Below are 23400 nucleotides of genomic sequence, written 5' to 3' on the forward strand. Positions count from 1 at the left end.
GTGAACAAGGTGAAAATTACTGGCAAGAATAAAAAAAGGAGCCGTTTGGGCTCCTTTTTTTATTTATACGAGAGTATTGTTACTCGCTAAATAATTTCTGAATTATGAAAAGTTCTGGTTAACAAAATCCCAGTTGATTAGCTCCCAGAAGTGGGCTAGGTAATCTGGGCGAACGTTACGGTAATCAATGTAGTAAGCGTGCTCCCACACATCTACTGTCATGATCGGAGTCACATTGCTGTCAGTCAGCGGCGTTGCAGCATTACTGGTATTCACAATCGCTACGCTACCATCAGCATTTTTAACTAACCAAGTCCAAGCACTACCGAAGTTGTTTACAGCGGAATCTGTGAACTTAGCTTTGAATGCTTCAAATGAGCCAAAAGCTTCATCAATAGCTTTGGCGACAGCACCAGTGGCTGCTCCACCACCATTAGGCGATAAACAGTTCCAATAGAAAGTATGATTCCAGATCTGAGCGGCATTATTGAAAATACCACCAGTTGAAGTCTTGATAATCTCTTCTAGGCTCTTATTGGCAAGTTCAGTCCCTTCAACAAGGCCATTAAGCTTAACCACATAGGTGTTGTGATGCTTGCCGTAATGAAACTCGAGAGTCTCTTTAGAAAGATGCGGCTCTAATGCATCGATTGCATAGGGTAGTGCGGGTAGTTCGAAAGCCATACTTTGCTCCACTTATTGTTGGGTTATTTTTAATTTTCAATTGATTCTACTCGAAAAATCTCCTATCAGTATCTTTAATTTACCGATTAATGCAATCGAAAATACGATAAATTTTAACCATGGAAAAAGTAGGTTTTTGTTATTGGCGATCCTAGAGTACAATACACCTATCTTTAGTTATTTTGAGTGAATGTTGGGAATTTTGATGGATACAAATGAAGTAAATGAAACTGTTGAGAAAATTAAGTCACAGATTGCTGAGAATCCAATCATAGTTTATATGAAAGGTTCTCCAAAGCTGCCAAGCTGTGGTTTTTCATCACAAGTTGCTCAAATCATGATTAACTGTAATGCGCAGTTCGCATTTGTTGATATTTTACAGCACCCAGACATTCGCTCTGAGCTTCCTAAGTACGCAAACTGGCCAACCTTCCCACAACTTTGGGTTGAAGGTGAACTTGTTGGTGGCTGTGATATTTTAACTGAGATGTACCAAAAAGGTGAGCTACAGACCTTGATCTCTGAAACTGCGGCAAAATATGCTTCAGAAGATGAAGCTAAATAGTTCTGACTAACCGCGATATAATATTCTTGGTTAGAATAAAAAAGCCTTTCAATTGAAAGGCTTTTTTGTATCTAATCTTTTTATAATTAATTTATGGCACTTGGTTAAATTGTTATTTGTTATCGCCAGCTTCAGGTAAAGGCAATAGTAGGTTCATCGTGATAGCGACTATACCGCATAGGCTGATACCCGTCAGGCTAAATGAGCCGATGCCAAATGCCATACCACCGATACCAAAGACTAAGGTCACGCCGACAATACACAAGTTTCTTGGTTCAGCGAGATCGACCTGATTGCGGATTAACGAGTTCAAACCTACCGCAGCAATCGACCCAAACAATAAACACATGATGCCGCCCATGACTGGTACTGGGATTGTTTGCATCAGTGCACCAAGCTTTCCTATGAAGGCAAGCAAAATGGCTGTGATTGCAGTCCATGTCATAATCACAGGGTTAAATGATTTAGTAAGAGTCACAGCTCCAGTCACTTCTGAATAAGTCGTATTAGGTGGTCCACCAAAAGCGGATGCGGCAATCGTTGCTACACCATCACCTGAAAGTGTTCGGTGAAGGCCAGGCTTTTTCATATAGTCTTTCCCGGTAACGTTTGAAATCGCCAGAATATCGCCAATATGCTCAACAGCTGGCGCGATAGCAACTGGGATCATAAATGCGATAGCATGCCAATTAAACTCCGGGGCGACAAAATTAGGCATTGCAATCCAACTCGCTGTGGTGACAGGCGTAAAATCTACGATACCGAAGCTGAGACTTAACCCATAACCCACTATTATCCCTGCCAAAATAGGCATCAACTTGAGTAAGCCTTTGGCAAAGATAGCGACACCAATTGTCGTTAATAATGCTGATAAAGAGATGATGAGTGCGGTACTTTGCTCAACGAGTACCATTGAGCCATCACCGCTTTTACCTAGGGCCATGTTTACGGCGACAGGGGCGAGACCCAAACCAATCACTATGATGACGGGTCCAACAACAACAGGTGGCAGAAGGCGTTTAATAAAACCATCACCTCGAACTTTGACAACCGAAGCAAGAATTAAATACACAAAACCTGCCGCCATTAACCCACCCATAGTTGATGGGATCCCCCAGGTTTGCACGCCATACATGATGGGAGCAATAAAGGCGAACGAAGAGGCAAGAAAAATGGGGATCTGTCTTTTAGTTATTAACTGGAATAGTAAGGTGCCGATACCGGCAGTAAAAAGGGCGACATTGGTGTCAAGACCCGTTAAAAGCGGCATAAGAACCAGGGCACCAAATGCGACAAATAGCATCTGGGCCCCTTGAAGTGCGAGGGCTAAGTTTTTCATTGTTATCTCTATTATTAGTTACCTTATTCATGTTAACAGGATGAAACAACATTCCTAGTGGGTGTTTCACGTTTCATCTAAAAAATAACTAAAAAATTAATTCTTTCTAAGAAAGTAGCATTTGCTGAACTCAAATAAGATGAGGGTGGAAAGATGTGATACAATTTCAAAATGTTGTATTTTCTAGAACAGTTAAGATGCTGAAAACCCTGTTAAAGTCTTCAATAAAGTCTTCAATTTTTTGTGCGTGTTGCCTCTTATTTCAATCTAATGTGATTGCCGCTGAGGTCAGTCAACTGGATCAAACCTTGGTTCCTGTCGAGTCACGTTCTGTTGCTGAGAGGAGAAAAGCCACTTCGCTTGGTCTTAAAGAGGTTATTTTAAAGAACTCAGGCACACAAGCTGCGATTTCACACCCTAATATTCAAGCTAAAGTTAAAGATCCCTCATCATTACTCAGGCAGTTCGGTTATCAAGAGTTAGAGGGGGAACTTTACTTACAACTTAATTTCGATCATCAGCGAATCATTAAATTGTTACGTGATGCTCAGTTGCCTGTTTGGGGCAAACAGAGACCGTTGACATTAATCTGGTTGGTTGAAAATGATGTGGGTAAGAGAGAGATCATTAATGATGCATCTCAGTTACCAGCAAGGGCACTGTTTCAATCAGCTTCCGAGTCTGGCGGCGTACCTATGTTATTTCCAGTGATGGATCTGGATGACAATATGAATGTCACTATTAACGATATTAGGGGAATGTTTGTCGATCAAGTTGCGACAGCATCTCAACGTTATCAGTCTGATTATTTTGTCATGGCGTCGGTTGATATACGAGCTGAGCAGGTTAGTTATAATTTCGCGCTTTATCCCAGAGGCAGTGGTGAAGCTGTGCTATCACCGTTAATTAGCAAGACAAACCATGTTAAAGATCTTGATGCTGCAGTTATTGAGATTTCTACTGCGATCAGTGAATATTATGTTGGCCGATATGCCATTGCTGATACAGGAACAGACCTCAATAGCTACGTCACGTTTGTTGATATTACAGAGATGAAGCAGATTGTAGAAATTGAGAAATATTTCAAACAATTAAGTGCAGTAAAATCTGTTCAACTTACGCAATTACAGGGGACGCATATTACCTTTAAGTTAGATCTTTTTGGTACTGAGGATGATCTTCATCGTCTTATGCAATTAGAGCCTAGAGTGAGTATGGAAAGTGAACTTCAGCCGATTACTTTACCTGAGACTGAGAAGCAAGGTCCACAATATCGTTGGCAAGGTTAGCAGGCGTTGCTTCGTTAATACTATTCATCGGGTACTCGTGATAAAATGAGTACCTAAGAAATACCCAAGTGAATGAGAACTATCTCAGTGAAATCTAACTCACCATTACAACTTTCATTACCTGTACATCTACCAGATGATGAAACCTTTAACAGTTATTATCCCGCTGCAGGTAATGATGAGCTTATTCAAAGTTTGCAAGCCTGTGCAGAGGGGGTTGCCGAGCAATCTGTTTTTCTTTGGGGGCCAGTAAAATCTGGACGTACCCATCTGATGCATGCGGCTTGTGCACATGCTAACGATCTTGGCAGAAGTAGCTTTTACCTTCCTTTAGGGATACATGCCAGTATATCGCCGGAACTACTTGAAGGTTTAGAGCAATTAGATCTTATCTGTATCGATGATGTTGATGCGATTGCAGGCCACCCACTATGGGAGGAGGCTATATTTGATCTTTATAATCGCGTCGCTGAAAACAGTAACTGCTCTTTGATTGTTAGTGCCAGCGTAGCTCCTTCAGATTCAGAGTTTGCTCTTCCTGATCTTATTTCGAGAATGCAGTGGGGGATAAATTATCAATTGCAACCTATGGCAGACGATGAGAAATTAGCAGCATTGCAAAGACGTGCAGCTATGAGAGGTTTGCAGCTTCCGGAAGATGTCGGTCGATTCTTGCTTAATCGATTAGCCAGAGATTTAAGAACCTTATTTGATGTATTAGATAGGCTAGATAAAGACTCATTAGTGCATAAACGTAAGTTAACCATCCCATTTGTAAAAGAGATGCTGAGATTATAACCTTGCAAAAAAAGCCGATAATATAGGTATATTATCGGCCCGTTCGTTTAGTTAAAGGCTATTTGTGTTTCGTTAGCTTATGCCTGTCACCACTGACTCTTAACGCTGGAATGTAACTAGGCGCTTCGTTAGCATCTTCAAGACTAACTTTCATTTGCTTAGTCGTTTGCTTAGTAGCTTGCTGAGATGTGAGCGTTAAGTTATCAGCCCATGAAAGCCCTTGAACCATAGCAATAGGTTCAGGCAGCGTTGCTAACAGCGCTGAACCATTTAGCTCAGGTAAGATCTCATCGATAACAAATGCTGCTCTTTGAGGAATTAGTGAGCCCTCCGTTCTTTCTCCAATTCTTCCTCGCTGCCCCCAATCAACAATGATACTGCTCGCGGTTGCATTATCTGGGTTATCAGTTACCCCTACATCTCGGCTGATCCCATATCTGTGACTCATCATCGCTTCCTCAAACAGCATAGCCGTATCTTCACGGCTGGTTGAGTAAGCGTAGTAATCGGTAGCATGGTCGTTTGAGAAAAAGTGAGTAATATCAATAGGTAAATACCCTTTTTGGCTTTCTGATGCGCTTTGGCCTCTAAAGCTAACATTGGCTAAACTGTACATCTCGTCACTTTGTAATGGGAATAGTGAAATAATTTGATCTGAAATTAATAAGCCTGCTTCAGTACGTTGATTGTAATGAGCTAAAAGGGTTTGGTTATCGATAGCAATACTGCTATGGATAGAGCTTGGAAAGAAGTCATTGGCATGTGCAAGCTCATGATAGAGTAGGGATGCTAAATCTGGTCCCATATCATCAAAACTGCGGTCTTGTCGTACTTCTCGTGGACTGGTGTAAGAGACATAAGCGTCATCTTTCACGTAGCGCCATGGCATAATAAAGCCAAGCTCATTACCAAAAGAACTTCTAAAATCTGCTGCTTCATTTATGACATCACGTTCAGCAGCCAGTAGCCATAGATCACTCGGGTCCAGATAAATCGCGCCTGTCACAACCCAATAGAAAGACGGGCGAATATCGTAACTGATCACAACAGCTGTGACCGATTGTAGTAGTTTGGCAAAATCACTATTGGGATCCATCTCTTCCAAAAATGATTCAAAGTTTTCACCCATCCATTGATGCGAGACAATAAGTCTATCCATAATCTTATCTTTGTCGACTTGGGAGAGTGTTTGTCCTAATAACGGAAGCTCTTGAATTTCACACGGGGCGGCGAGTTGGTTAGAGTATACGCACTTGGATAATGCTGCTTTATACGGAGAGTTTTCCCGGTAAGAAAATGTACGTGCAACGGGCTCATCAAAATAAGGGGAGGTTATTGCCTGTTCGCTAGTAATTAAGGCTATGACTTCATCTGTAATGCTCTCACCTTCAAAGGTACCGCTTGCACGTAAAACAACTAAGGTATCGGTATCTACATCCGGGGCGGTGAATTGTGGTCTTTCAGGATTAGTGGTATCGATATTGAGCTCAGGGCCTGAAGCGATACACCAATTAAGATCGGCAGGGACTTGATTGGCATTGTTACCCACTCTATCAGTTCTAAAGCTGACTTTGTTACCTTCAACGACTTGATGATCACTTCTTACATTTAACTGAGTTTGTGAATTGTTGGAAACGGATAGGGTGATAGATTCATTCAGTAATAATCCATTGCCAGACACCCTGACAGAAAAACTATACTCTCCAGAAACACTTGGTTGAAAAGCTAAAACTGGGCTTTTAATCGATTTTAGCGTCAGCGCTGGGCCAGAAGTCTGCTCCCAGCTGAATTGTAAGCCTTGGCTATTGCCGTCGTTGATACTTGCAATTACTGCCGCAGCCTGCTCTGTTTGGTAGCTTTGCTCAGTAACAAACTCAATGGCTGAGCTAGTTTCAATGATATTGAGACTCGTTTGTTGATCACACCGGTTAAGGGCTGGTGGAGGCGGGTCAATAGGAGAGATTAATTCGCCATCCGAACTGCCACCACAGGCCGTTAAGACGAGCATACTCGCTAGGGTAAGCGGGGTAAGTTTCCTCATTTAAGCGGACTCCCAATATTTATTAAGTAATTATTCTTTTAACAAAATATAACATGAGAGCTAACATTCAAACACTGGTTTTACTTAAGAAATATTGTGACATAAGGTATCGCTAACGACTTACAATAAAAAAGCGCCCTAAGGCGCTTTTTTTTATGAGTCAATAGAGGCTATTTTTTTCTCTTTTTTAAACCTAAACCTAGCTCTTTACCTCTAATACGGGCGTAAAATGGAAACCCGATGAGCAGTGCGCCGAGCAGAAGTACTTCAACTAATGCAAATATAAAGTGACTCTCAGTGACGTAAAGTAACGTAAGTCCGTGAAGCATATAGACACAGATGATGAAACTTGCCCATGCATAAGTGTAAGGTTTACCTTCAATAATGCCTTTTAAAGGAAATAGAAGTGGCAGTATCCACAGTGTTGTAAATGCCAGAGAGTATTCGCCTGTGATCCCTTTGTTGATAAACCAGGCACTAAGCAGCAGGACTAACGCGATATAACCTGCACGGCACCATTGAAACAAGCTCGATGAAGTCATTGATAGGCCTTATAGAATCGCAAGGACATTTTCAGGTGGACGTCCAATGGCGGCTTTGTCATTTGCTAGTACAATTGGGCGCTCAAGTAACTTTGGCGTTTTTACTATCGCTTCAATCAATTGTGCTTCACTTAAGCTTGGATCTGCTAGGTTTTGCTCTTTATATTCAGTTTCTTTGGTTCTCATTATCTCTCTGGCCGTAAGGCCGAGTTTAACCAACAAACCTTCAATTTCCCCACTTTTTAACGGTGATTTCAGGTATTCAACTACTTGGATTTCACAATTATGTTCTTCTAACAAACTAAGCGTTTGACGGCTTTTAGAACAGCGAGGGTTATGAATAATACTGACGTGGGTCATAGACTTAAGTCCTAATATGAATATTTCACACATGATACTTTAAAAGGTGAGCAAAGTCACAGTGTGCAGAGGTTGATTGAAGCCGAAATGCAAAAGAGGCCTTTCATTTAGGCCTCTTTTAGTTATCTTGCTACTGAAGTGCTTCTATGGATGACTTGGCTTGCTTAAACTGCCTGATCCTTGCTTCAATGCGAGCCAGTTGCAGTGGGTTTTCTTCAGACAACTTATAGGCAAAGTTCAGCTGGTCAATGGCCCCTTTGTAATCGGCTGAAAGTGCCATCGATTCTGCTTTAACAAAATGCTCCATGGCTTTATTACCTGTCTTTTTATATGCGTCACTGAGTAAAAAGAAGGGAAGTTGATTCTGTTTATCTAAAAAGATTAACTCCTCCAATAATGGGATCGCCATTAATGGTTTACCTGACTCGATATAAACGTGAGCTAAGTTAGTATTGATAACTTGTGATGAAGGTTTTAGGGCACGCTGCTCTTCAAGCATCTTAATCGCAGTATCAGTATCTTTTCTTTGAACTAAAAGATCTGTTTTAGTATCGATATAAAAGAGGTTATTCCCATCTTTTGCTATCAAGTTATCAATGATCGCTTCTGCTTCATCAAATCGCTTAGCGCGGAACAGTGATAATGCTTTGCCATAAAGTGCTGCACTCTTAAATGTATAGGTTTTCTTTTGTAATTGCTGCTCAAAAAGACCTAATGCAGCCTCTTCACTATAGCTTGAAAACCTCACTTGGATACGGGCTTTAGCTAGCTGAAAGTCGATGTTATCAGGTACGTATCTGTGCGGGTACTGCGCTGCACGGTTTCTAGCATCAGTGATTCGAGACTCAGGAAGTGGGTGAGTCAACAACATCTGAGGCGGCTTAGAAGTAAAACGGTAACGTGATGCCAGTTTTGCAAAGAAATCTGCGGCGCCGTTAGGATCAAAGCCGGCATCGACCAATATCTGCATACCGATACGATCAGCTTCTTTCTCGTGCAGTCTGGTAAAGTTTATCTTAGATTGGGTCGCCAGCGCTTGGGTTGTTGCAAGGGCCGCCATACCGGCCTGAGGAGAAGCTATGGTAAGCAAAATCGCACCTAGCATACCGGCAATTGTGGCAGTAGAACTCTTATCTTGTGCTTCTAATGAGCGTGCTAAGTGACGTTGGGTAACGTGGGTGATTTCGTGACCGAGTACTGAGGCTATTTGGCTTTCATTATCAGCGTTAAGGAAAAGACCTGTGTGCACACCAACGTGACCACCGAAAAATGCAAACGCATTAATCTCATCATTTCTTAGTAGAAAAAAATAGAAAGGTGTTTTAACGCCAGTTGCGTGGGCAACTAACTTATTACCTAGCTCTGTCAGGTATTGGTTCAGCACGGGGTCATTGAGCATGGGCGCAGATGAGCGTATCACTCTCATATAAGCGTCGCCGTAGGTCGTTTCCTTTTCGAGGCTGAAGGTATTGACTGCGGCAGTACCAAGATCGGGTAGATCATTGTTAGCAAACGCCAAGGGAGCTGCTGCAGATAAAACAAATGAAAGCGCACCCGCTAACAGAGACTTTTTAGACGTATGTTTAATCAAACCTATCCTTAATATGAGTGTGTGGCCTTCGTTGGACCATCTCATTGATTTCAATTGAAACTTATTGCAACAACTACTTGGCTTTGTTAGAAAAACTGGTGTCATTGCGTTTAAATTGAGATTAATAGTACCTGCTGTTTGGCGTATATTCTATATTTGTTTATATCCAGTCTACATATATCTATCTGACTTTATGTGCTGATAAAGCAATCACAGCGAAGCCCTTGTGGTTTGTCCTACAAGTTAGGATAATAGGCTCAGTATATTTCTAGCAAGATTATTATGGTTTTTATCGATTTAACCACACTTCGTTGTCCACTAGCATTAGTAAAAGTAAAGCTCGCATTAAAGCAACTTAGAGGTAATGATGTACTCTGCGTTGCGTTATCAGACACTGGCTCTAGGCAAGATGTTCCCCGATATTTGAAAAAAACTGGCTATCAGTTTTCTGAAATCAGAAATGACAAAGAGATGTTGAAGTTAGAAATTACTAAATAGAGGGATTATAACCTTCTAATCATAATGAAATATCATCAGTTTAATTGTAGGGATGGTGAATGTTAACTTTATTAGCAAATTGGTATAAAGAGCGGTTTAGCGATCCACAAGCAGTAACTTTAGTGCTTATTCTTATGGGGATAGCGTTAGCTATCTATTTTGCTGGCGGTCTATTAGCGCCTGTACTTGTTGCACTCGTTTTGGCTTTTTTACTCGAGTGGCCAGTGGCCCAAATGTTGAAACTGGGCATCAATCGCACCACTGCAGCCTCGTTGGTACTCGTCATATTTATCGGTGTGATGCTGCTTATTACATTTGGTTTAGTCCCCAGCATTTGGAAGCAGGGCGTGGCTTTAATTACAGATCTACCCACCATGATAGATAAAGGTTTGGTAACTGCCCAAGGTTATATCAATCAATATCCGCAATTTGTTAACCCCGACCAGCTTGATAGTATGGTGAGTGAGCTAAAGAAGATGCTCGATACTCAACATTTGCTCGATATTGGCAAGCAGCTACTGGGTTATTCTGCATCCTTATTGGTCTTAATGGTTTATGCGATTCTGGTTCCTTTATTGGTTTTTTTCTTTTTGAAAGATAAAGATGAATTATTGAAAGGAAGTAAACGATTTATACCTACTAACCGCGATCTGGCTCGTAAAGTATGGAATGAGATGAATCAGCAAATCTTTAACTATATCAGAGGTAAGGTCATTGAGATTTTTATCATAGGTGTGGTGAGTTATATCTTTTTTGCTGTTATGGATTTACGTTATGCTGCTTTATTAGGGGTGTTAACAGGGCTTTCCGTGCTCATTCCCTATGTAGGAGCCACACTGGTGACACTCCCGATTGCCTTAGTGGCTTTCTTTCAATGGGGGATTAGTCCAGAGTTTGGTTATCTGATGTTAGGTTACGGTATTATTCAAGCATTGGATGGTAACCTCTTAGTGCCTATTTTGTTCTCAGATGCCGTAGACCTTCACCCCGTATTTATTATCGCTGCAGTGCTTATTTTCGGTGGATTGTGGGGAGTATGGGGGGTGTTTTTTGCGATACCGCTAGCTTCTTTAGTTAAAGCTGTGCTCAATGCTTGGCCGACTCCGGCATCGAAAGTGGATCAAGGTAGTAGGGCTGAAAGTGCAGGCACGAGTAGCTAACATTCTTGACCAATAAAAAAGGGCCTTTTGGCCCTTTTTTTGTGCTTTAAACTATTCGTGACACAGGGACTGTTTCGCAGTTACGGCTAATGAGCGATAAACTATGGTGGTCTGTTTTGCTTTGATATTCCAATGTTGCCAATACAGTGAAACACGTTTACGTGTACCTGGCTTTATCTCCATTACTAGCCCCTTCTCTAACAGAGGCTCTGCTTGCAGGTGAGCGACTAATCCATAACCAAGCCCATGTAAAATAGCATCAAGAAAGCTCTCTGATGATGGGATTTTATGCTCACGCCAGCTACCGACTTTCATATTAAAATATTTGCTGAGATACTTTTCATGTAGCTTATCTTTTGTGGAAAACACCACGGCAGGTGCTAACTCCAAAGAGGTTTGTGACACGTTGATGGGAAAGTGTCGCTCAATGAAGTCAGGTGTGGCAACACACAGGTACTCCATATCGCCTAAATATTCACTGCTACAGCCGGCAAGCGGATGTTTAGTCGTGGTCACACAGCCAACGGCTTCACCCGTTTTAAGCAAGTTATGGGTATAAGATTCATCATCGACAATAAGCTCTAATAACCATTGATGGCGCTTAAATACCTCCGATAAGGCAGGTAAAAACCAAGTGGCTAAACTATCGGCATTGACTGCAATTTTGACAATGGTTGGTTGCTTAGGATCGTCAACATCCATCTCTACTCTTAACTCACTTTCTAGTAGTTGAACTTGAGAGTAATGCCGGAGTAAGCGCTTTCCTGTTGGTGTTGCCTCAACGGGAGAGGCACGAATAACCAACGACTGTCCTACGCGTTCTTCAAGCTGCTTGATACGCTGTGATACCGCGGGTTGACTGATACAGAGTATTTTCGCAGCACGCTCAAAACCGCCCTCAGAAATCACAGTCGCTAAAGCGTGTAAGTTGGCATAATCAAGCATAAAGTTAAGCACCAAAATTGAGTTGTTAGAGTATAAATTTTACTTATACAGCATAAAAAAGATTAGTTATATTTATTTTTGGGGCGGCTGTAAACTTAGCGACAATTCAAAATTATTGTTTAGGTATCGAGATGCAGGCGTTTATTCAAGGTGTGGGAATTGGTGGAAGCCTTATTATGGCGGTAGGCGCACAGAATGCTTTCGTGTTAAAGCAGGGGTTAAAACGTTCACACTCTTTACCGATCGCTGCATTGTGTTCAATCATAGATGCATTAATGATCACGGCGGGTGTCGCAGGACTTGGTCATTTAATACTCGCATTTCCGTTAATAAAAGACATTGCGAGTATTGGCGGGGCGATCTTTTTACTGGTCTATGGTGCAAAAGCGCTTAAATCATCTTTTGTGTCACAGAGTTTAGCGCAAGATGGCACTAAAGCGACTGGTTCGTTAAAAGCCGCGGTGTTAACCACGCTTGGTATTAGTTTTCTCAATCCGCACTTATATTTAGATACCGTTGTGCTCCTGGGGAGTATTAGCGCGCAATTTGAAGGAGCCGATCGCCCGCTGTTTGGTGCCGGTGCTGTACTTGCTTCTTTTGTATGGTTTTTTAGCTTGAGTTTTGGTGCTAGATACCTAAGCCCTTTGTTTCAGAAACCAAAAGCTTGGTGCTACCTTGACAGGTTTATTTGCCTCACTATGTGGACAATTGCGACCGTTTTAATCTGGCCTTATATCGTTTAAGCACAATTGATTCGAGATATTTAGCACAGCTAAATAGAAGTAGAAAGCCCGCTTATGCGGGCTTGATGCTTTATAAACATCACTCATTTTTTGTATGATGAGGACTGCATATTTCGAGCCCTGTTTAGACTTAAAAGAGACGTTACCTATCAGTTGTCTGTTTTCACCGGTGTCAAACCTTTATCTCTTGATTCAACCGCATTTTCTAAGTCAAAACCACCAGATTTCCAGTTTTTTGCTTCCTCTGAATTAAAGGATTGTTTGCTCCATTCTCCGGCACTTTCAAGGTTAAACCCAGCCGTTGACCAGAGATTGGATTGCTCGGGGGTAAAGCCACTGCCATGCCATGCTTGGGCCTGTTCAGCATTAAACCCTATCTCTTTCCACGCAGAAATGTCCCTCTCCGACATACCTTTCCAAGTAGCTGCTGCTGAAGCACATGCAGACAAAACCATTACTAATAAGAGTGAACATATTTTTTTCATATCTTCTTCCTTACAGATATTCCAGAATAAAAGTGTGAGCGCCAGTATTGAAGATAGTCGTTGAAAGAAAAGCCATCAACTTATTGCTAAATATTCATCTATTTAACTTTCTATCTAGAGGGCTGCAGCAGTAATTGAGCAATGGCGTCATAGCTTGTTTGCCAATCATGGTAATCCAAGGCTATGGGGATTAGCTCATCATTAAGATGCAAGACTAAAGAGGGAAGTCCATTTATAGGCAGTTGCTGTACTGAGTTTATTTCATTTAACAATCTTTGGTTAACTTGATGACAGTTCATCTGTTTAACAAAGTGAGCTGAGTCTATTCCGATATTTTTAGCGACATTAGTTAAGGTTTCAAGATCAGATGGGTTTTCTGCCTTAAGGTAGTACGCTGTTTGAATTCCCTTGAGCATCTGCTGCTCAAGGCCTTCATCTCTAGCAATTAATGCAGCGCGGCATGCTGGGTATGTTGAACGCCTAGGCTGACACTGTGCCCAGAAATCATGATTAAATTGGGTACCTAGTAGAGCATGGATTTTGTGCCAGGTTTGTTTTAAAAATAGCTGCATCTCCTCGGGCATTATTTCTGAGGAGTCTGGCGCTAGCCCACCTAAACGATATTCCAGTTTTATCTCTAATCTGGACAACTCTGATTTTAGTCTTGTCCAGGTAGGATTATATCCCCAGCACCAGCTGCACATAGGATCGTAAACATAATAGAGCTGGGCCTTGTCTTTTAACGCCATAATCGCCTCGCAAGCCCTGATGCTCTTTGTGTTGCCTGTAAACTGGCATGCTCAAATACTTGTTGAGAACCTAAGCAGGTGAAATGAAGCTTTGCTCTGGTGATAGCCGTGTAGATGAGCTCTTTCGTTAATAACTGCTTCTGAGCAGGGCTTGGCCATAAAGGGAGCACTAAAGCGACATTGCTAAATTCACTGCCTTGGCTTTTATGTACTGTCATGGCAAAACAGGTTTCGTGGCTGGGGAGACGCGCGGGCAGTACTTTGAGTATTGTGCCATCAGCTTGAATAAAGTGAGCCATTAAGCGGGGGCTATGGCTTGAGAGTTGCTGTTCACCATCTACAAACTGCTCACTTTCGGGAAGAATAAGACCAATATCACCATTAAACAGGCCCAAGTTATAGTCATTACTTTGAATAATGACTGGGCGGCCAAGATAAAACTCATGTTCCGTTGAGATTAGTTTGGCATGTTTTAGTGCGTTTGTGACACCTTGATTGATCCCATCTACGCCATACTCGCCAGCACGCATAGCACAGAGTATGCGAAATTCGTTATAGCTATCGATTATTTGCGACGCATTTGAATGGGGATCTTTAGCTAGGTCGAGATAGTTTCGGTAGTGGCTTACAGCTTGAATAAGTAGCTCGTCCAAACCAGTATTTCCACTGCTGTTAACGCCACTTGCATGTGTTTTATTATGCTCAATCCAGCGGAGTTCATGGTAACCTTTTTGCCAAACCGACATAATGCCTAGCTTGTCTGAGTTATTTACCGCATTAGCAAGTTGACCTATCCCCGCATCCCCTTTAAACCTATGGCTGTGCATGAGCATTGATAAACTGTCACCTATCATAGGCACTGGGCTAATAAACTGATTGAGTGAAGCGCCTGTAAGCTGAGATAAACGTGCAGCACTGTCACTTGAATAGCGCATCTGCCATTTTTGTTGAACACTTGAGTTTGTGTCTGAGCTAGGTTGGAGTTTAAGACCTGCACAGATATCAGCCAATACTGCACCAGCCTCAACGGATGCAAGTTGGTCTTGATCGCCAAGTAGAATGAGTCTGGCGCTAACAGGAAGTGCGCTAAGGAGTTTATGCATCATGGGAAGATCGACCATAGAGGCTTCATCAACCACAAGTAGATCTAATCTAAGAGGGTTATCTTTATGGTGCCTAAACTGCGTAGAGTTTGGAATAACGCCCAGTAGCCTATGGAGCGTGGACGCTTCCTCTGGCACCTTATTTAAACGCGTAAGGTCTATTTGTGCATGCTCAAGTTGAAGGTGATCTAGTTGGTTAAGCTGCTGTTTTAGTCTGACTTTAGATGCTTTGATTGACTCACTTAATCTCGCAGCTGCTTTACCTGTAGGGGCTACGAGGCGAATATTAAGATCCGTTTTTTGGGTCAGCAGAAACAGCAGTTTAGTCACTGTTGTCGTTTTACCTGTACCAGGTCCGCCTGTGATAACGGCTAATCGCTGGGTAAATGCGGTGGCAGTTGCAATTTTTTGCCAATCGAGTTGTTGCTTATCTGATTGCAGGGGAAAGAGTAAATCTAACATTATGGCTGCAGTGGCATCACTCTTGTTGTCCTGCATAGTCTGAGTGCCTGTGGCAAGCGTGGTAAGAAAGTGTGCAACCTGTTTTTCAAACTGATAATAGCGTTGTAAGTAGAGTACCTCTTGGTCTAATACCATTGGCGTTGCCGGTTTACTTTCAGCCGATTGCTCTTTGTCCTCAACAGCGTGAGTCGCAGAGATAGTGCTGATCCCTGGTAGAAGGGGCAATATAGCTAATAGCTCATTATGGGAGCAAAGAATTTGGCAGTGTGACTGAGTTTCCCGCATAGGATTATCTAGTGCGATCTGCTTGATTGGTAAGCAGGTATGCTGCTGAGAGAGGTGTTGGCTTAATAGCGCACACAGTAAAAGGTATAGCTCAGATAAAGGGTTAGCAATATGTGGTACGGCTAAGTTATCAGCTTCTGGTTGAGCTAAACCTTCGGATAACTGTTCAAGCTCACTGTGATGGAGTTTGGCCATCTCAAGGGCGAAATGTCTATCTAACGCTGTAATTAAACGCTCCTCTTGCCAGTGTTTTAAGAGTAGCGTCATTGTATTGCTTGCACTTAGTTCAATAATGCTGCTCTTAATCGCGCTTAGCTGAGTTGAACTGAGTATGGCGGCCGTTTCCATCATGATCCCTTTTGTGCAGTAATCGAGCCTGCATCGTCGAAAAGTTGGTCGAGTGATTCGACTAATGCCCTTGGGGGCTTATCAAAGAAAACGCCAGCGCCGGGAACATCAACAGACATCCCTCTTAAGAACAGGTAGTAGCATCCACCTATGTGCTGGTCATAGTCATAATGGGGCATTCTTAAACTTAAGTAACGGTGCAAGGCCAATGTGTAGATAATGTATTGTAAATCGTAGCGATGAGAACGAATCGCTTCACTCATCGCAGGCTTGTTGTAAGCGGTAAAGTCATCACCTAAATGGTTAGATTTATAGTCGGCGATGTAGTACTTGCCCCTATGCTCAAATGTTAAATCGATAAAGCCTTTAAGCATGCCCATAAGATCGTCAAAATTGAGCCCTGCGCTATAGCCGTGCTCTGTCAGCACTGTGTTAAGGCTTTGAGCCTTGAGTTGTTCTATGGGAAGGTAAAACTCCATTTCCACTAGTTTTTGCTGAGGGGATAAATGCGCAAGCTTAAGTGAGCCTTTAACGGTGAGCGCCGCATTGAGAAGATCCAGGTACCATGGATAAAGTACGTCATACCAGCTTTCATCGATACCATACTTTTCCATCGCAGTGGGTAGGTGTTCAGCAAGCTCTTTATCTGCTTGATTAAAGTCGATGAGCTCTAATACAAGGTGCATAAAGCTACCCGCATTAGCGCCACGTTCAAAACTGAAACGTGAAGGTAAAGGCTCTATATCCTCTTTAATCTTTTCAAGCTCTGGAAAAACCTCGTCATCTGCACCGGGCACGACTCGCTCGTGGGGCAAGTCTCGAACCAAACCAGAATAACTTCCTACACGCCACGGAGTAGAATAAGGGCGCTTTAATACCTTAGGTGCAAGTGTTTGCTCTATTTGGCTCAGCTGTAATAAAGGGCTAGGGTCTATGTGGTCATCGAGTTCACTCACTGAGATAGCTTCACAGGAGAGTTTATCTGCTTGAGTTTGAATAAGTGTAAAATCACAGGACTTGTCATTGATACCCAATAGGTAACCTATGCCCGTTTCATGGAGTCGACTGGTGATCCCCGCCTTTTTAGTGAAGCGGCTTTGGTTTGCGATATACAGGTAACATAAATAAACAGGTCTAGTCAGAGCGACATAAAGCAAGCGAAGGTCTTCTGCAAGGTTCTCCTGTTTATGGCGTTCCCAGCCCTCATCACTTTGTTCAATATCCCAAATTAACTGGTTATTGTCGTGATAAAGCATAGGTGTAGGTTTACGGCGATTGTCGCGGGCTAAACTCACAAAGGGAATAAAGCAGATAGGGTATTCGAGCCCTTTACTCTTATGGATCGTAACGATTTGTACTAGGTTCTGTTCGCTTTCTAGTCTGAGCTGTGCCTCTTCATGGGCATTACTGTCAATGAGCGCTTGCTCATACCAGTTAACCAATGCACTGACACCATCGAGCTCAGTGGCTTTTTGCTGTAGTAATTCGGCCAAATGTCTAAAGTCGGTAAGACGACGGTCGCCGCCATCGCCGTTAAGTAAACGCTCAATCAGTTTGGTCTCATTGGCCAAATTGAGTAATGCTGGCATAACACCACGCCTCAGCCAGTTTTGATGAAGTCGATCAAACTGTTCAAGTAAACCTTGTCTTACCATCTCATCTTGATTGAATTGGTGAATCTCCTCTGCGCCATAACCAAGTAGCGATGTGGCAAGGGCCGAGCGAAGTGCTCGCTCATCTTTTGGGTTGGCTAAGGCTTTAAGTACCAGCGCCATCTCTCTAGCTTCAATGGTATTAAACACACTATCTCGGCTCAGAAATACACTGCCTATCCCTCGGTCTCTCAGGGATGCTTGGATAACAGCAGCTTCATTTCTATCACGCACGAGTATGGCAATATCTTTAGCTTTAAGAGGCTCTGAATGTTCAGCATTATTGGACTTAGAAACAATACCACACTCGCCAGTTTGCGCCTCACTGAGCAATCTTTTGATTTCACTCGCTGCATCTTCTGATAATCGCTTTCGGGCAGTGGTTTTGTTCAGGCCCTTATCTGAATCTTCACTGAGCAACCTAACTTTAAGGGCTGCTGCACTTGCACTCGTGTCATTGAGAATTTTTCCCGTTGCAAATGGGGAGGGTTTTACGCCTTCAAACGGGATAGAGTGACTAATAAAAGGGTTATCTCTACCTTCGAATAGGGTATTGACGGCCACAATCATGTTGTGGCTTGAGCGGTAATTGGTATCTAAGTTGTAGTGCTGCTGTGTTTGCGTGCGGGCCTGAATATAGGTGTGAATATCTGCGCCCCTGAAAGCATAAATCGCTTGTTTAGGATCGCCAATCATCAATAAGCTCAGATCGCGAGTTTCGTTTAACTTAGCGGTCTCATCTATATCGTCATCTGGTTGATAGATACGGTTAAATATGGTGTATTGAAGAGGATCGGTGTCTTGGAACTCATCAATTAATGCGATAGGAAAACGCTTTGCGATAGTTTTGGCAAGCAACTGGGCACTATCACTCGCTTTTGTTGGGTCTAATACTGGCTCAGCTAAAGGAGTCAGTGCGCCAGCGAGAGTGATTAACAGATCATCTGGGGTGAGTAAATTTCGCTCTATTTTTTGTTGGGCAAAGCGCTGCTTAATTCCGTCCCGGGCACAGTAGATGAAGCTAGGAACCAACTGTTTGATATGTTCAGACAACCGCTCAATATGAGCGAGCAACGAAGCTTGTTCAGCACTGGGGACTTCACCGCCTTTATTGAGCTTGAGATTATTTAAACTCAACGCGTCTAACACCTTTAATGGTGGTAGTCCTTGACTGCTTCTGCACCAATTATCCATGGCATCAAACATGGCTGCAAGTTTAGGAAAGTTATCAGCTTTTTTCCCGAATCGAACACCGTTTAAGGGCAGTAAATGCAGTAATGCTTCAGTTTCATCACGCTCTCTTGGCCAGATAAGCTTTAGTCTACTTAAGCTGGTGGTTAATAGCGCCTGGATTTTACTAAACTCTATGGGCTTAGGTTGTGCGTTTGCCTGGCTTGCCCCTAAAAGTGGCCTCAGTTGCTTTGATAGTGTATCTGGGTCTGCAAATTTATTTTGGATAATTTCAGCTAAGAACAGAGGCAGTGAATAACACTGCTCGCGCCAAAAATCACGCACTGCATGATGTAAAAACTCACTGTCATCTAAGGTAAATTCTGACTCAAATAGTAAAGAAGATTCAAAAGCCATATCGGCTAAGATCCGTTGACAGAAGCCATGAATTGTAAAAATGGCGGCTTCGTCCAGTGACTTTAGCGCTAAATCGAGTCGCTTTAATGCCAGCGGTCGTTCTGTTTCAGGTGTTTGTTGATAGAGCGCATCAATAAGCTGATCACCGGTATCAAGGCCAATGAAGTGACGATAGGCGAGTTGAATTTTTTTGCGAATTCGATCTCTTAGCTCGCCAGTGGCGGCATTGGTAAAGGTTACTACCAATATCTGCTCACAGGTTAATGGGGCACTCAGCTTGTGGCCTAACAATAAACGGATATAAAGCCCTGCAATGGTATACGTTTTACCTGTGCCGGCACTGGCCTCAATGAGCCGACTACCACCGAAGGGGAGGGTAAGAGTATCGAGTGGCTGTGATATGATAGCTTGAGTATCTAATGCAGTAGATGCAGCCACATCCGTATCCTTGTTCTGATTCGAGTGAGTCGACATTAGCAGCTCCCCTCAACAAAATTTGATAATTCACTGAGCTTGTCTTTGTGATATAAACTCAACATTGGGCTCAGCAAGCTTGTTGCTATGTAGCCAAAATCAGACTCAGTGAAGTCTTCTGGAAATTGGTATAAACGTTGGTAATGTGGCTCATAGCCTTCCCCTAACTGGCTCTGCTCATCCATCCATTGACTCTGTGCTTCTTTAAGCTTGTCCTCATGCTCCCCCTCAGCTTCTACATAGGCCAGTGCTGTTCTGGGCATAAACATGAGTGGGTTCATTTGACCTGCATGAAAGTAATTTAGCCATTGGGACAATAGCGTTTGGGCCTGTTCACTTTCAATGGCATGAAAAGCGTGGAAATGGCCTATATCCAGAAGATAGCTGTGACGGGGGCTGACAGCTTCATCCTTACCGTTCTGTAATTTATCACTCATGGCGTTGATAGCTAAGTGTCTCAGGTAAACACGAATAAGATCGCGGCCATTAGCTGTGCCAGGACGGTAGTTGACTAGGCCCTTTGCACATAAATCATCGATACGGCCCACTAATGTTGTTTTGTTCGTGGCGTGTTCATTGTGAAAATCGAGCTCGATATCCAGAGAATTTTGCGTTTCACCTAACAGGTAAATGGCGCGGCCTATTAGTGGCTTAATATCGTGTAAATATTGATTTAAAAGTAGATCATCGAAGGGGTGAAGAGGGAGCTCTCCCGAAGCCTTTAATTTTGTTACGAGCGCTTCTTCGGGAAGCGTTAAGCCTTGCGATATAGCATTATCTAATAGGGTTGATTGTAACTTGTATCGCTCAAGGGCATTGAGGCTAAAAGGCTCATCGTTATCGTCAGCCTGAATATTGAGGCCAAGATCTACCTTTAGGGTACGGTTAAAGAAGTATTGAGCTGGGTTTCTAAAAAAGCGTATGAGTGCTGATAAGTCGAGCTGTTCATCTTCAATGGTGCCAGAGTCTTGCTGGTGGTTCGGCTCAGTTTTCTCGATGTTTATCTCGGTGGTTTTATTGATAAAGTTAACTGGCACAATACTATCTTTTAATGGCGATGTTGGGCACCACTGAGCACTGTAACTTTGTTTAGGCATAAAATGTAAGTCAGCCTGCTCTACGTAAAGCTGCTCATCAAAGGGCTGCAACGGCTGCTCAATCAGTAATTGATTAAAGATAGCTTGTTCTATGTTGGCAATATCTGTTTCATTGCTCTGGGCATCAATCTCAGCCAAGTAACAGAGCTGACAGTACTCGATGAGCTCTGAGATTAACATAGAGGGAATTCGCTCAGAGTTATCACGTTCGCTATGACCGATATAACTGATATATAGCTGCTCACGAGCAGATAAGATGGCTTCAAGAAAGAGGTATCGGTCATCAAGTCTACGGGAGCGATCACCTTTTCTGGGACCATATTGGGCGACTAAGTCAAAGCCCACTGGGTGCTGTACTCTCGGGTATACCCCATCATTCATACCTACCAAACACACCACTTTAAAGGGGATTGAGCGCATGGGCATGAGGGTGCAGAAGTTGACGCTGCCTGCTAAGTAACGCTGCCCAACACTGGACTCAGAAAGTGTACGGGTGAACCAGCTTTGCAAAACCTGGCTGGTGAGAGGAGTCACTTGGCCGGCTTCAAGCAATTGTGTTTTTAGCTTGCTCACCGCTTCTCGAATAGCCAATAACTGTGGCTGCTCCTCATCATCCACATCATAAAATAGCTCCAGCATCTCTGTAAGCTGCGATAAACGGGTATCGATATCGCAGTGGCTGGATAGTTGTTGACGACAAGCGTCTAATGCTTCGATAAAGTTAAGTAGCTTACCTAAGGCTTGAGCAGAGCCTCCTTCTACGCCTTGGACAAGGAGGGTTTCTTGATAGATATCAGCCTCATCATCAAACGCATAACCAAGAATTAATCTTCTCAGGCCAAAGGCCCAGGAGTTTTTATCAAAAGCGGGTAAGGACTGTTCTACACGGCTGCTCTCATCTCGACCCCAGCGAACGCCGGCTTGCTCAAGCCAGTGGCGGATGGTCAGCAGGGCTTCATCATCAAGTTCAAAACGTCTTAAAACCGCTGGAACCTCTAAGATCCCCATGATATCAGTCAATGCAAATCGACTTTGATTGATAGACAGTAAGTGTAAGAAGCTATTGATTAGCGGCGACTCTTGAGCGGCACCTCGATCGGCAATGGCGTAAGGGATAAAATGATCCCCCTGTTTTGCTGAGAAGACGGCATCGATATAGGGAGCATAAGCGGCGACATCAGGTAACATGATAACGATATCTTTTGGCATTAAGTTATTGCCACTATCGCTACTTTCTCTTGCGAGCATCTCTAGTAAATGGTCATGAAGGGTCTCAATTTCCCGCAGTGGGCTATGACAGCTTCTTAGGGTCAGAGAGTCATCATCTTTGGCCAGTACTCTTCGGTCATCTAAGCTCAGATAGAGCTCTGCATCAGGGCCTAAACTTCGGTTTCGAGTGCTAAGCTCTAAAATATCATGTTGAATACCATGAAGAAGGCGCTCTTGCCCCGGGTCTTGGTAACACTCGAAATTAAAGTTTGTATGGGCCTCTGGTAGCTCAAGAATCAGGTCAAGCAACTCGCGACCCATCTTGCCATTGTTGGCCAATATAGGATTGCCAACCTCAAGTTTGTCCTCCCAATCAAGTTCAAGTTTTTGCTTACCTGAATATTCAACTGCCATACGTGCTCTTAGCCTAGGATCGACAATGTCTCCCCAGTAATGCTGGCATGGGCTTAAGTTCAACATGATCACATCAATGCGTTTGGCAAGGTGATAGAGCACATCTAAGGTTTGCGGTGCCATCGATGAGATACCAAACACAAATAACCGCTTAGGCAGGCCATTTAGACAAGTTGCTGGATTATCAAGAGCATCGAAAAGTTGCTGATGTAAATTTGCACGGTGATGCTGGCTTTTGCCTAAATGATTGTTGTTAAAGTCGATGAGTGCTCGCCATAATAGTGGCTGCCAGCGCTGTGCATCGGAGAGCTTGTCACCATTAGGGGGCAGTGTTGGCTCATTTGATTCCCAAGCGGCGATCCAGTCAGGACGATAGACTAAGTATTGGTCGAAAATATCTGCTATCTGTCCGCAAAGTTGAAATAGCTTCAACGGGTGCTCTGCCGGTGAGTTTATTACAGGCTTGCTGCTATTCTCATCTGTGCTGGCTTGTGCAAGATAATTGTTCAGCGGAGCAAACTCTTCAATATGTAATAGCTCGGGCAACAACTCCATTAACTTCCATGTCATTGCAGGCTTAGTAAACGCATTTTCTTTAGGCACATCGGGTAGCAAGGTATGGCAAAGTTGCCAGATAAAGCTTGATGGCAAGGGAAACTCTAGCGCTGCTGCTATTTTGTTACTATTGGCTATCTCGAGTCTTAACCAGGTAGACATACCTGGACTTTGGACCAGTATCTGCTCTGGCATCAACAGCGGCATACCCTGGATTGGCGTTTGGAGCTCAAAGGCAAGCTGCTTTGATAGGGATTCCATTCGATTAGACTGAACGAGATAGAGCATCAAATTTCCTATTATGTGACTTTTGAGGTCATTGCAACTGCTTACTTGTTATTGAGCTGATTATCGCAAGTATACAGCTGATTAATGAGGAACTATTTTATGTTATTGAGAGAGTATGTCTATTGAAAGTAGTGGGT

At 43.1% G+C, this 23400-nt stretch carries 18 protein-coding genes; 6 read left to right on the forward strand and 12 right to left on the reverse strand.

The genetic code is table 11. From position 1 onward, the window contains the following. Nucleotides 1–102: 102 nt before the first annotated feature. Nucleotides 103–684, reverse strand: coding sequence for a Fe-Mn family superoxide dismutase (locus BM736_RS15140; protein ID WP_076413677.1), 582 nt, complete (start codon nt 682–684; stop codon nt 103–105). Between the two features lie 205 nt (nt 685–889). Here BM736_RS15140 and grxD point away from each other — a divergent pair, with 205 nt between their 5' ends. Next, a complete protein-coding gene (grxD, locus tag BM736_RS15145; RefSeq protein WP_076413679.1) occupies nt 890–1249 on the forward strand; it encodes a Grx4 family monothiol glutaredoxin in 360 nt (119 codons plus the stop codon). A 112-nt stretch (nt 1250–1361) separates the two neighbouring features. On the opposite strand, the gene BM736_RS15150 is transcribed toward grxD, so the two are convergent. Further along, nucleotides 1362–2588 carry a uracil-xanthine permease family protein gene (locus BM736_RS15150; protein ID WP_076413681.1) on the reverse strand — a complete coding sequence of 409 codons (1227 nt, stop codon included), beginning with the start codon at nt 2586–2588 and terminating at the stop codon, nt 1362–1364. 155 nt (nt 2589–2743) lie between these two features. On the opposite strand from BM736_RS15150, the gene BM736_RS15155 reads away from it, so the two are divergent. Then, nucleotides 2744–3877 (forward strand): DUF2066 domain-containing protein, encoded by a 1134-nt coding sequence (locus BM736_RS15155; RefSeq protein ID WP_256717886.1) that lies wholly within the window; start codon nt 2744–2746, stop codon nt 3875–3877. An 87-nt stretch (nt 3878–3964) separates the two neighbouring features. After that, nucleotides 3965–4675, forward strand: coding sequence for a DnaA inactivator Hda (gene hda, locus BM736_RS15160; RefSeq protein WP_076413900.1), 711 nt, complete (start codon nt 3965–3967; stop codon nt 4673–4675). Nucleotides 4676–4733: 58 nt separating this feature from the next. On the opposite strand, the gene BM736_RS15165 is transcribed toward hda, so the two are convergent. The 4 genes from BM736_RS15165 to BM736_RS15175 form a co-directional block, all read right to left on the reverse strand. Next, on the reverse strand, nt 4734–6716 hold the full coding sequence (locus BM736_RS15165) for a hypothetical protein (RefSeq protein WP_076413685.1): 1983 nt from the start codon (nt 6714–6716) through the stop codon (nt 4734–4736). A 170-nt stretch (nt 6717–6886) separates the two neighbouring features. Next, a complete protein-coding gene (locus BM736_RS25025; RefSeq protein ID WP_143562410.1) occupies nt 6887–7258 on the reverse strand; it encodes a DUF2069 domain-containing protein in 372 nt (123 codons plus the stop codon). A 9-nt stretch (nt 7259–7267) separates the two neighbouring features. Next, a complete protein-coding gene (gene arsC, locus BM736_RS25030; protein WP_143562411.1) occupies nt 7268–7618 on the reverse strand; it encodes an arsenate reductase (glutaredoxin) in 351 nt (116 codons plus the stop codon). Between the two features lie 130 nt (nt 7619–7748). After that, entirely contained in the window at nt 7749–9209 is a 1461-nt protein-coding gene (locus tag BM736_RS15175) for a M48 family metalloprotease (protein WP_076413687.1), read from the reverse strand. Between the two features lie 282 nt (nt 9210–9491). Between BM736_RS15175 and BM736_RS15180 the strand changes: the two genes are divergently transcribed. After that, nucleotides 9492–9707, forward strand: coding sequence for a sulfurtransferase TusA family protein (locus BM736_RS15180; protein ID WP_076413689.1), 216 nt, complete (start codon nt 9492–9494; stop codon nt 9705–9707). A 59-nt stretch (nt 9708–9766) separates the two neighbouring features. Then, nucleotides 9767–10867 (forward strand): AI-2E family transporter, encoded by a 1101-nt coding sequence (locus tag BM736_RS15185; RefSeq protein WP_076413690.1) that lies wholly within the window; start codon nt 9767–9769, stop codon nt 10865–10867. A gap of 51 nt (nt 10868–10918) precedes the next feature. On the opposite strand, the gene BM736_RS15190 is transcribed toward BM736_RS15185, so the two are convergent. After that, nucleotides 10919–11812, reverse strand: coding sequence for a LysR family transcriptional regulator ArgP (locus BM736_RS15190; RefSeq protein WP_076413692.1), 894 nt, complete (start codon nt 11810–11812; stop codon nt 10919–10921). Between the two features lie 131 nt (nt 11813–11943). Between BM736_RS15190 and BM736_RS15195 the strand changes: the two genes are divergently transcribed. Then, on the forward strand, nt 11944–12555 hold the full coding sequence (locus BM736_RS15195; RefSeq protein WP_076413694.1) for a LysE/ArgO family amino acid transporter: 612 nt from the start codon (nt 11944–11946) through the stop codon (nt 12553–12555). A 149-nt stretch (nt 12556–12704) separates the two neighbouring features. Here BM736_RS15195 and BM736_RS15200 read toward each other — a convergent pair whose 3' ends face one another. The 5 genes from BM736_RS15200 to recC form a co-directional block, all read right to left on the reverse strand. Next, the gene (locus BM736_RS15200; RefSeq protein ID WP_076413696.1) at nt 12705–13040 is read right to left on the reverse strand and encodes a hypothetical protein; all 336 of its coding nucleotides are present in this window, start codon (nt 13038–13040) and stop codon (nt 12705–12707) included. A gap of 110 nt (nt 13041–13150) precedes the next feature. Next, entirely contained in the window at nt 13151–13789 is a 639-nt protein-coding gene (locus tag BM736_RS15205) for a DsbA family protein (RefSeq protein WP_076413698.1), read from the reverse strand. Continuing rightward, complete coding sequence (gene recD, locus BM736_RS15210) at nt 13780–15990, reverse strand: exodeoxyribonuclease V subunit alpha (RefSeq protein ID WP_076413699.1); 2211 nt, start codon at nt 15988–15990, stop codon at nt 13780–13782. The genes BM736_RS15205 and recD overlap by 10 nt, the downstream gene beginning before the upstream one ends. Beyond that, a complete protein-coding gene (gene recB / locus BM736_RS15215) occupies nt 15987–19700 on the reverse strand; it encodes an exodeoxyribonuclease V subunit beta (RefSeq protein ID WP_076413701.1) in 3714 nt (1237 codons plus the stop codon). The genes recD and recB overlap by 4 nt, the downstream gene beginning before the upstream one ends. Further along, complete coding sequence (gene recC, locus BM736_RS15220) at nt 19700–23263, reverse strand: exodeoxyribonuclease V subunit gamma (protein ID WP_076413703.1); 3564 nt, start codon at nt 23261–23263, stop codon at nt 19700–19702. The genes recB and recC overlap by 1 nt, the downstream gene beginning before the upstream one ends. Nucleotides 23264–23400: the final 137 nt, after the last annotated feature.

Source organism: Shewanella sp. UCD-KL12, from assembly GCF_001957125.1.
Lineage (GTDB): Bacteria > Pseudomonadota > Gammaproteobacteria > Enterobacterales > Shewanellaceae > Shewanella.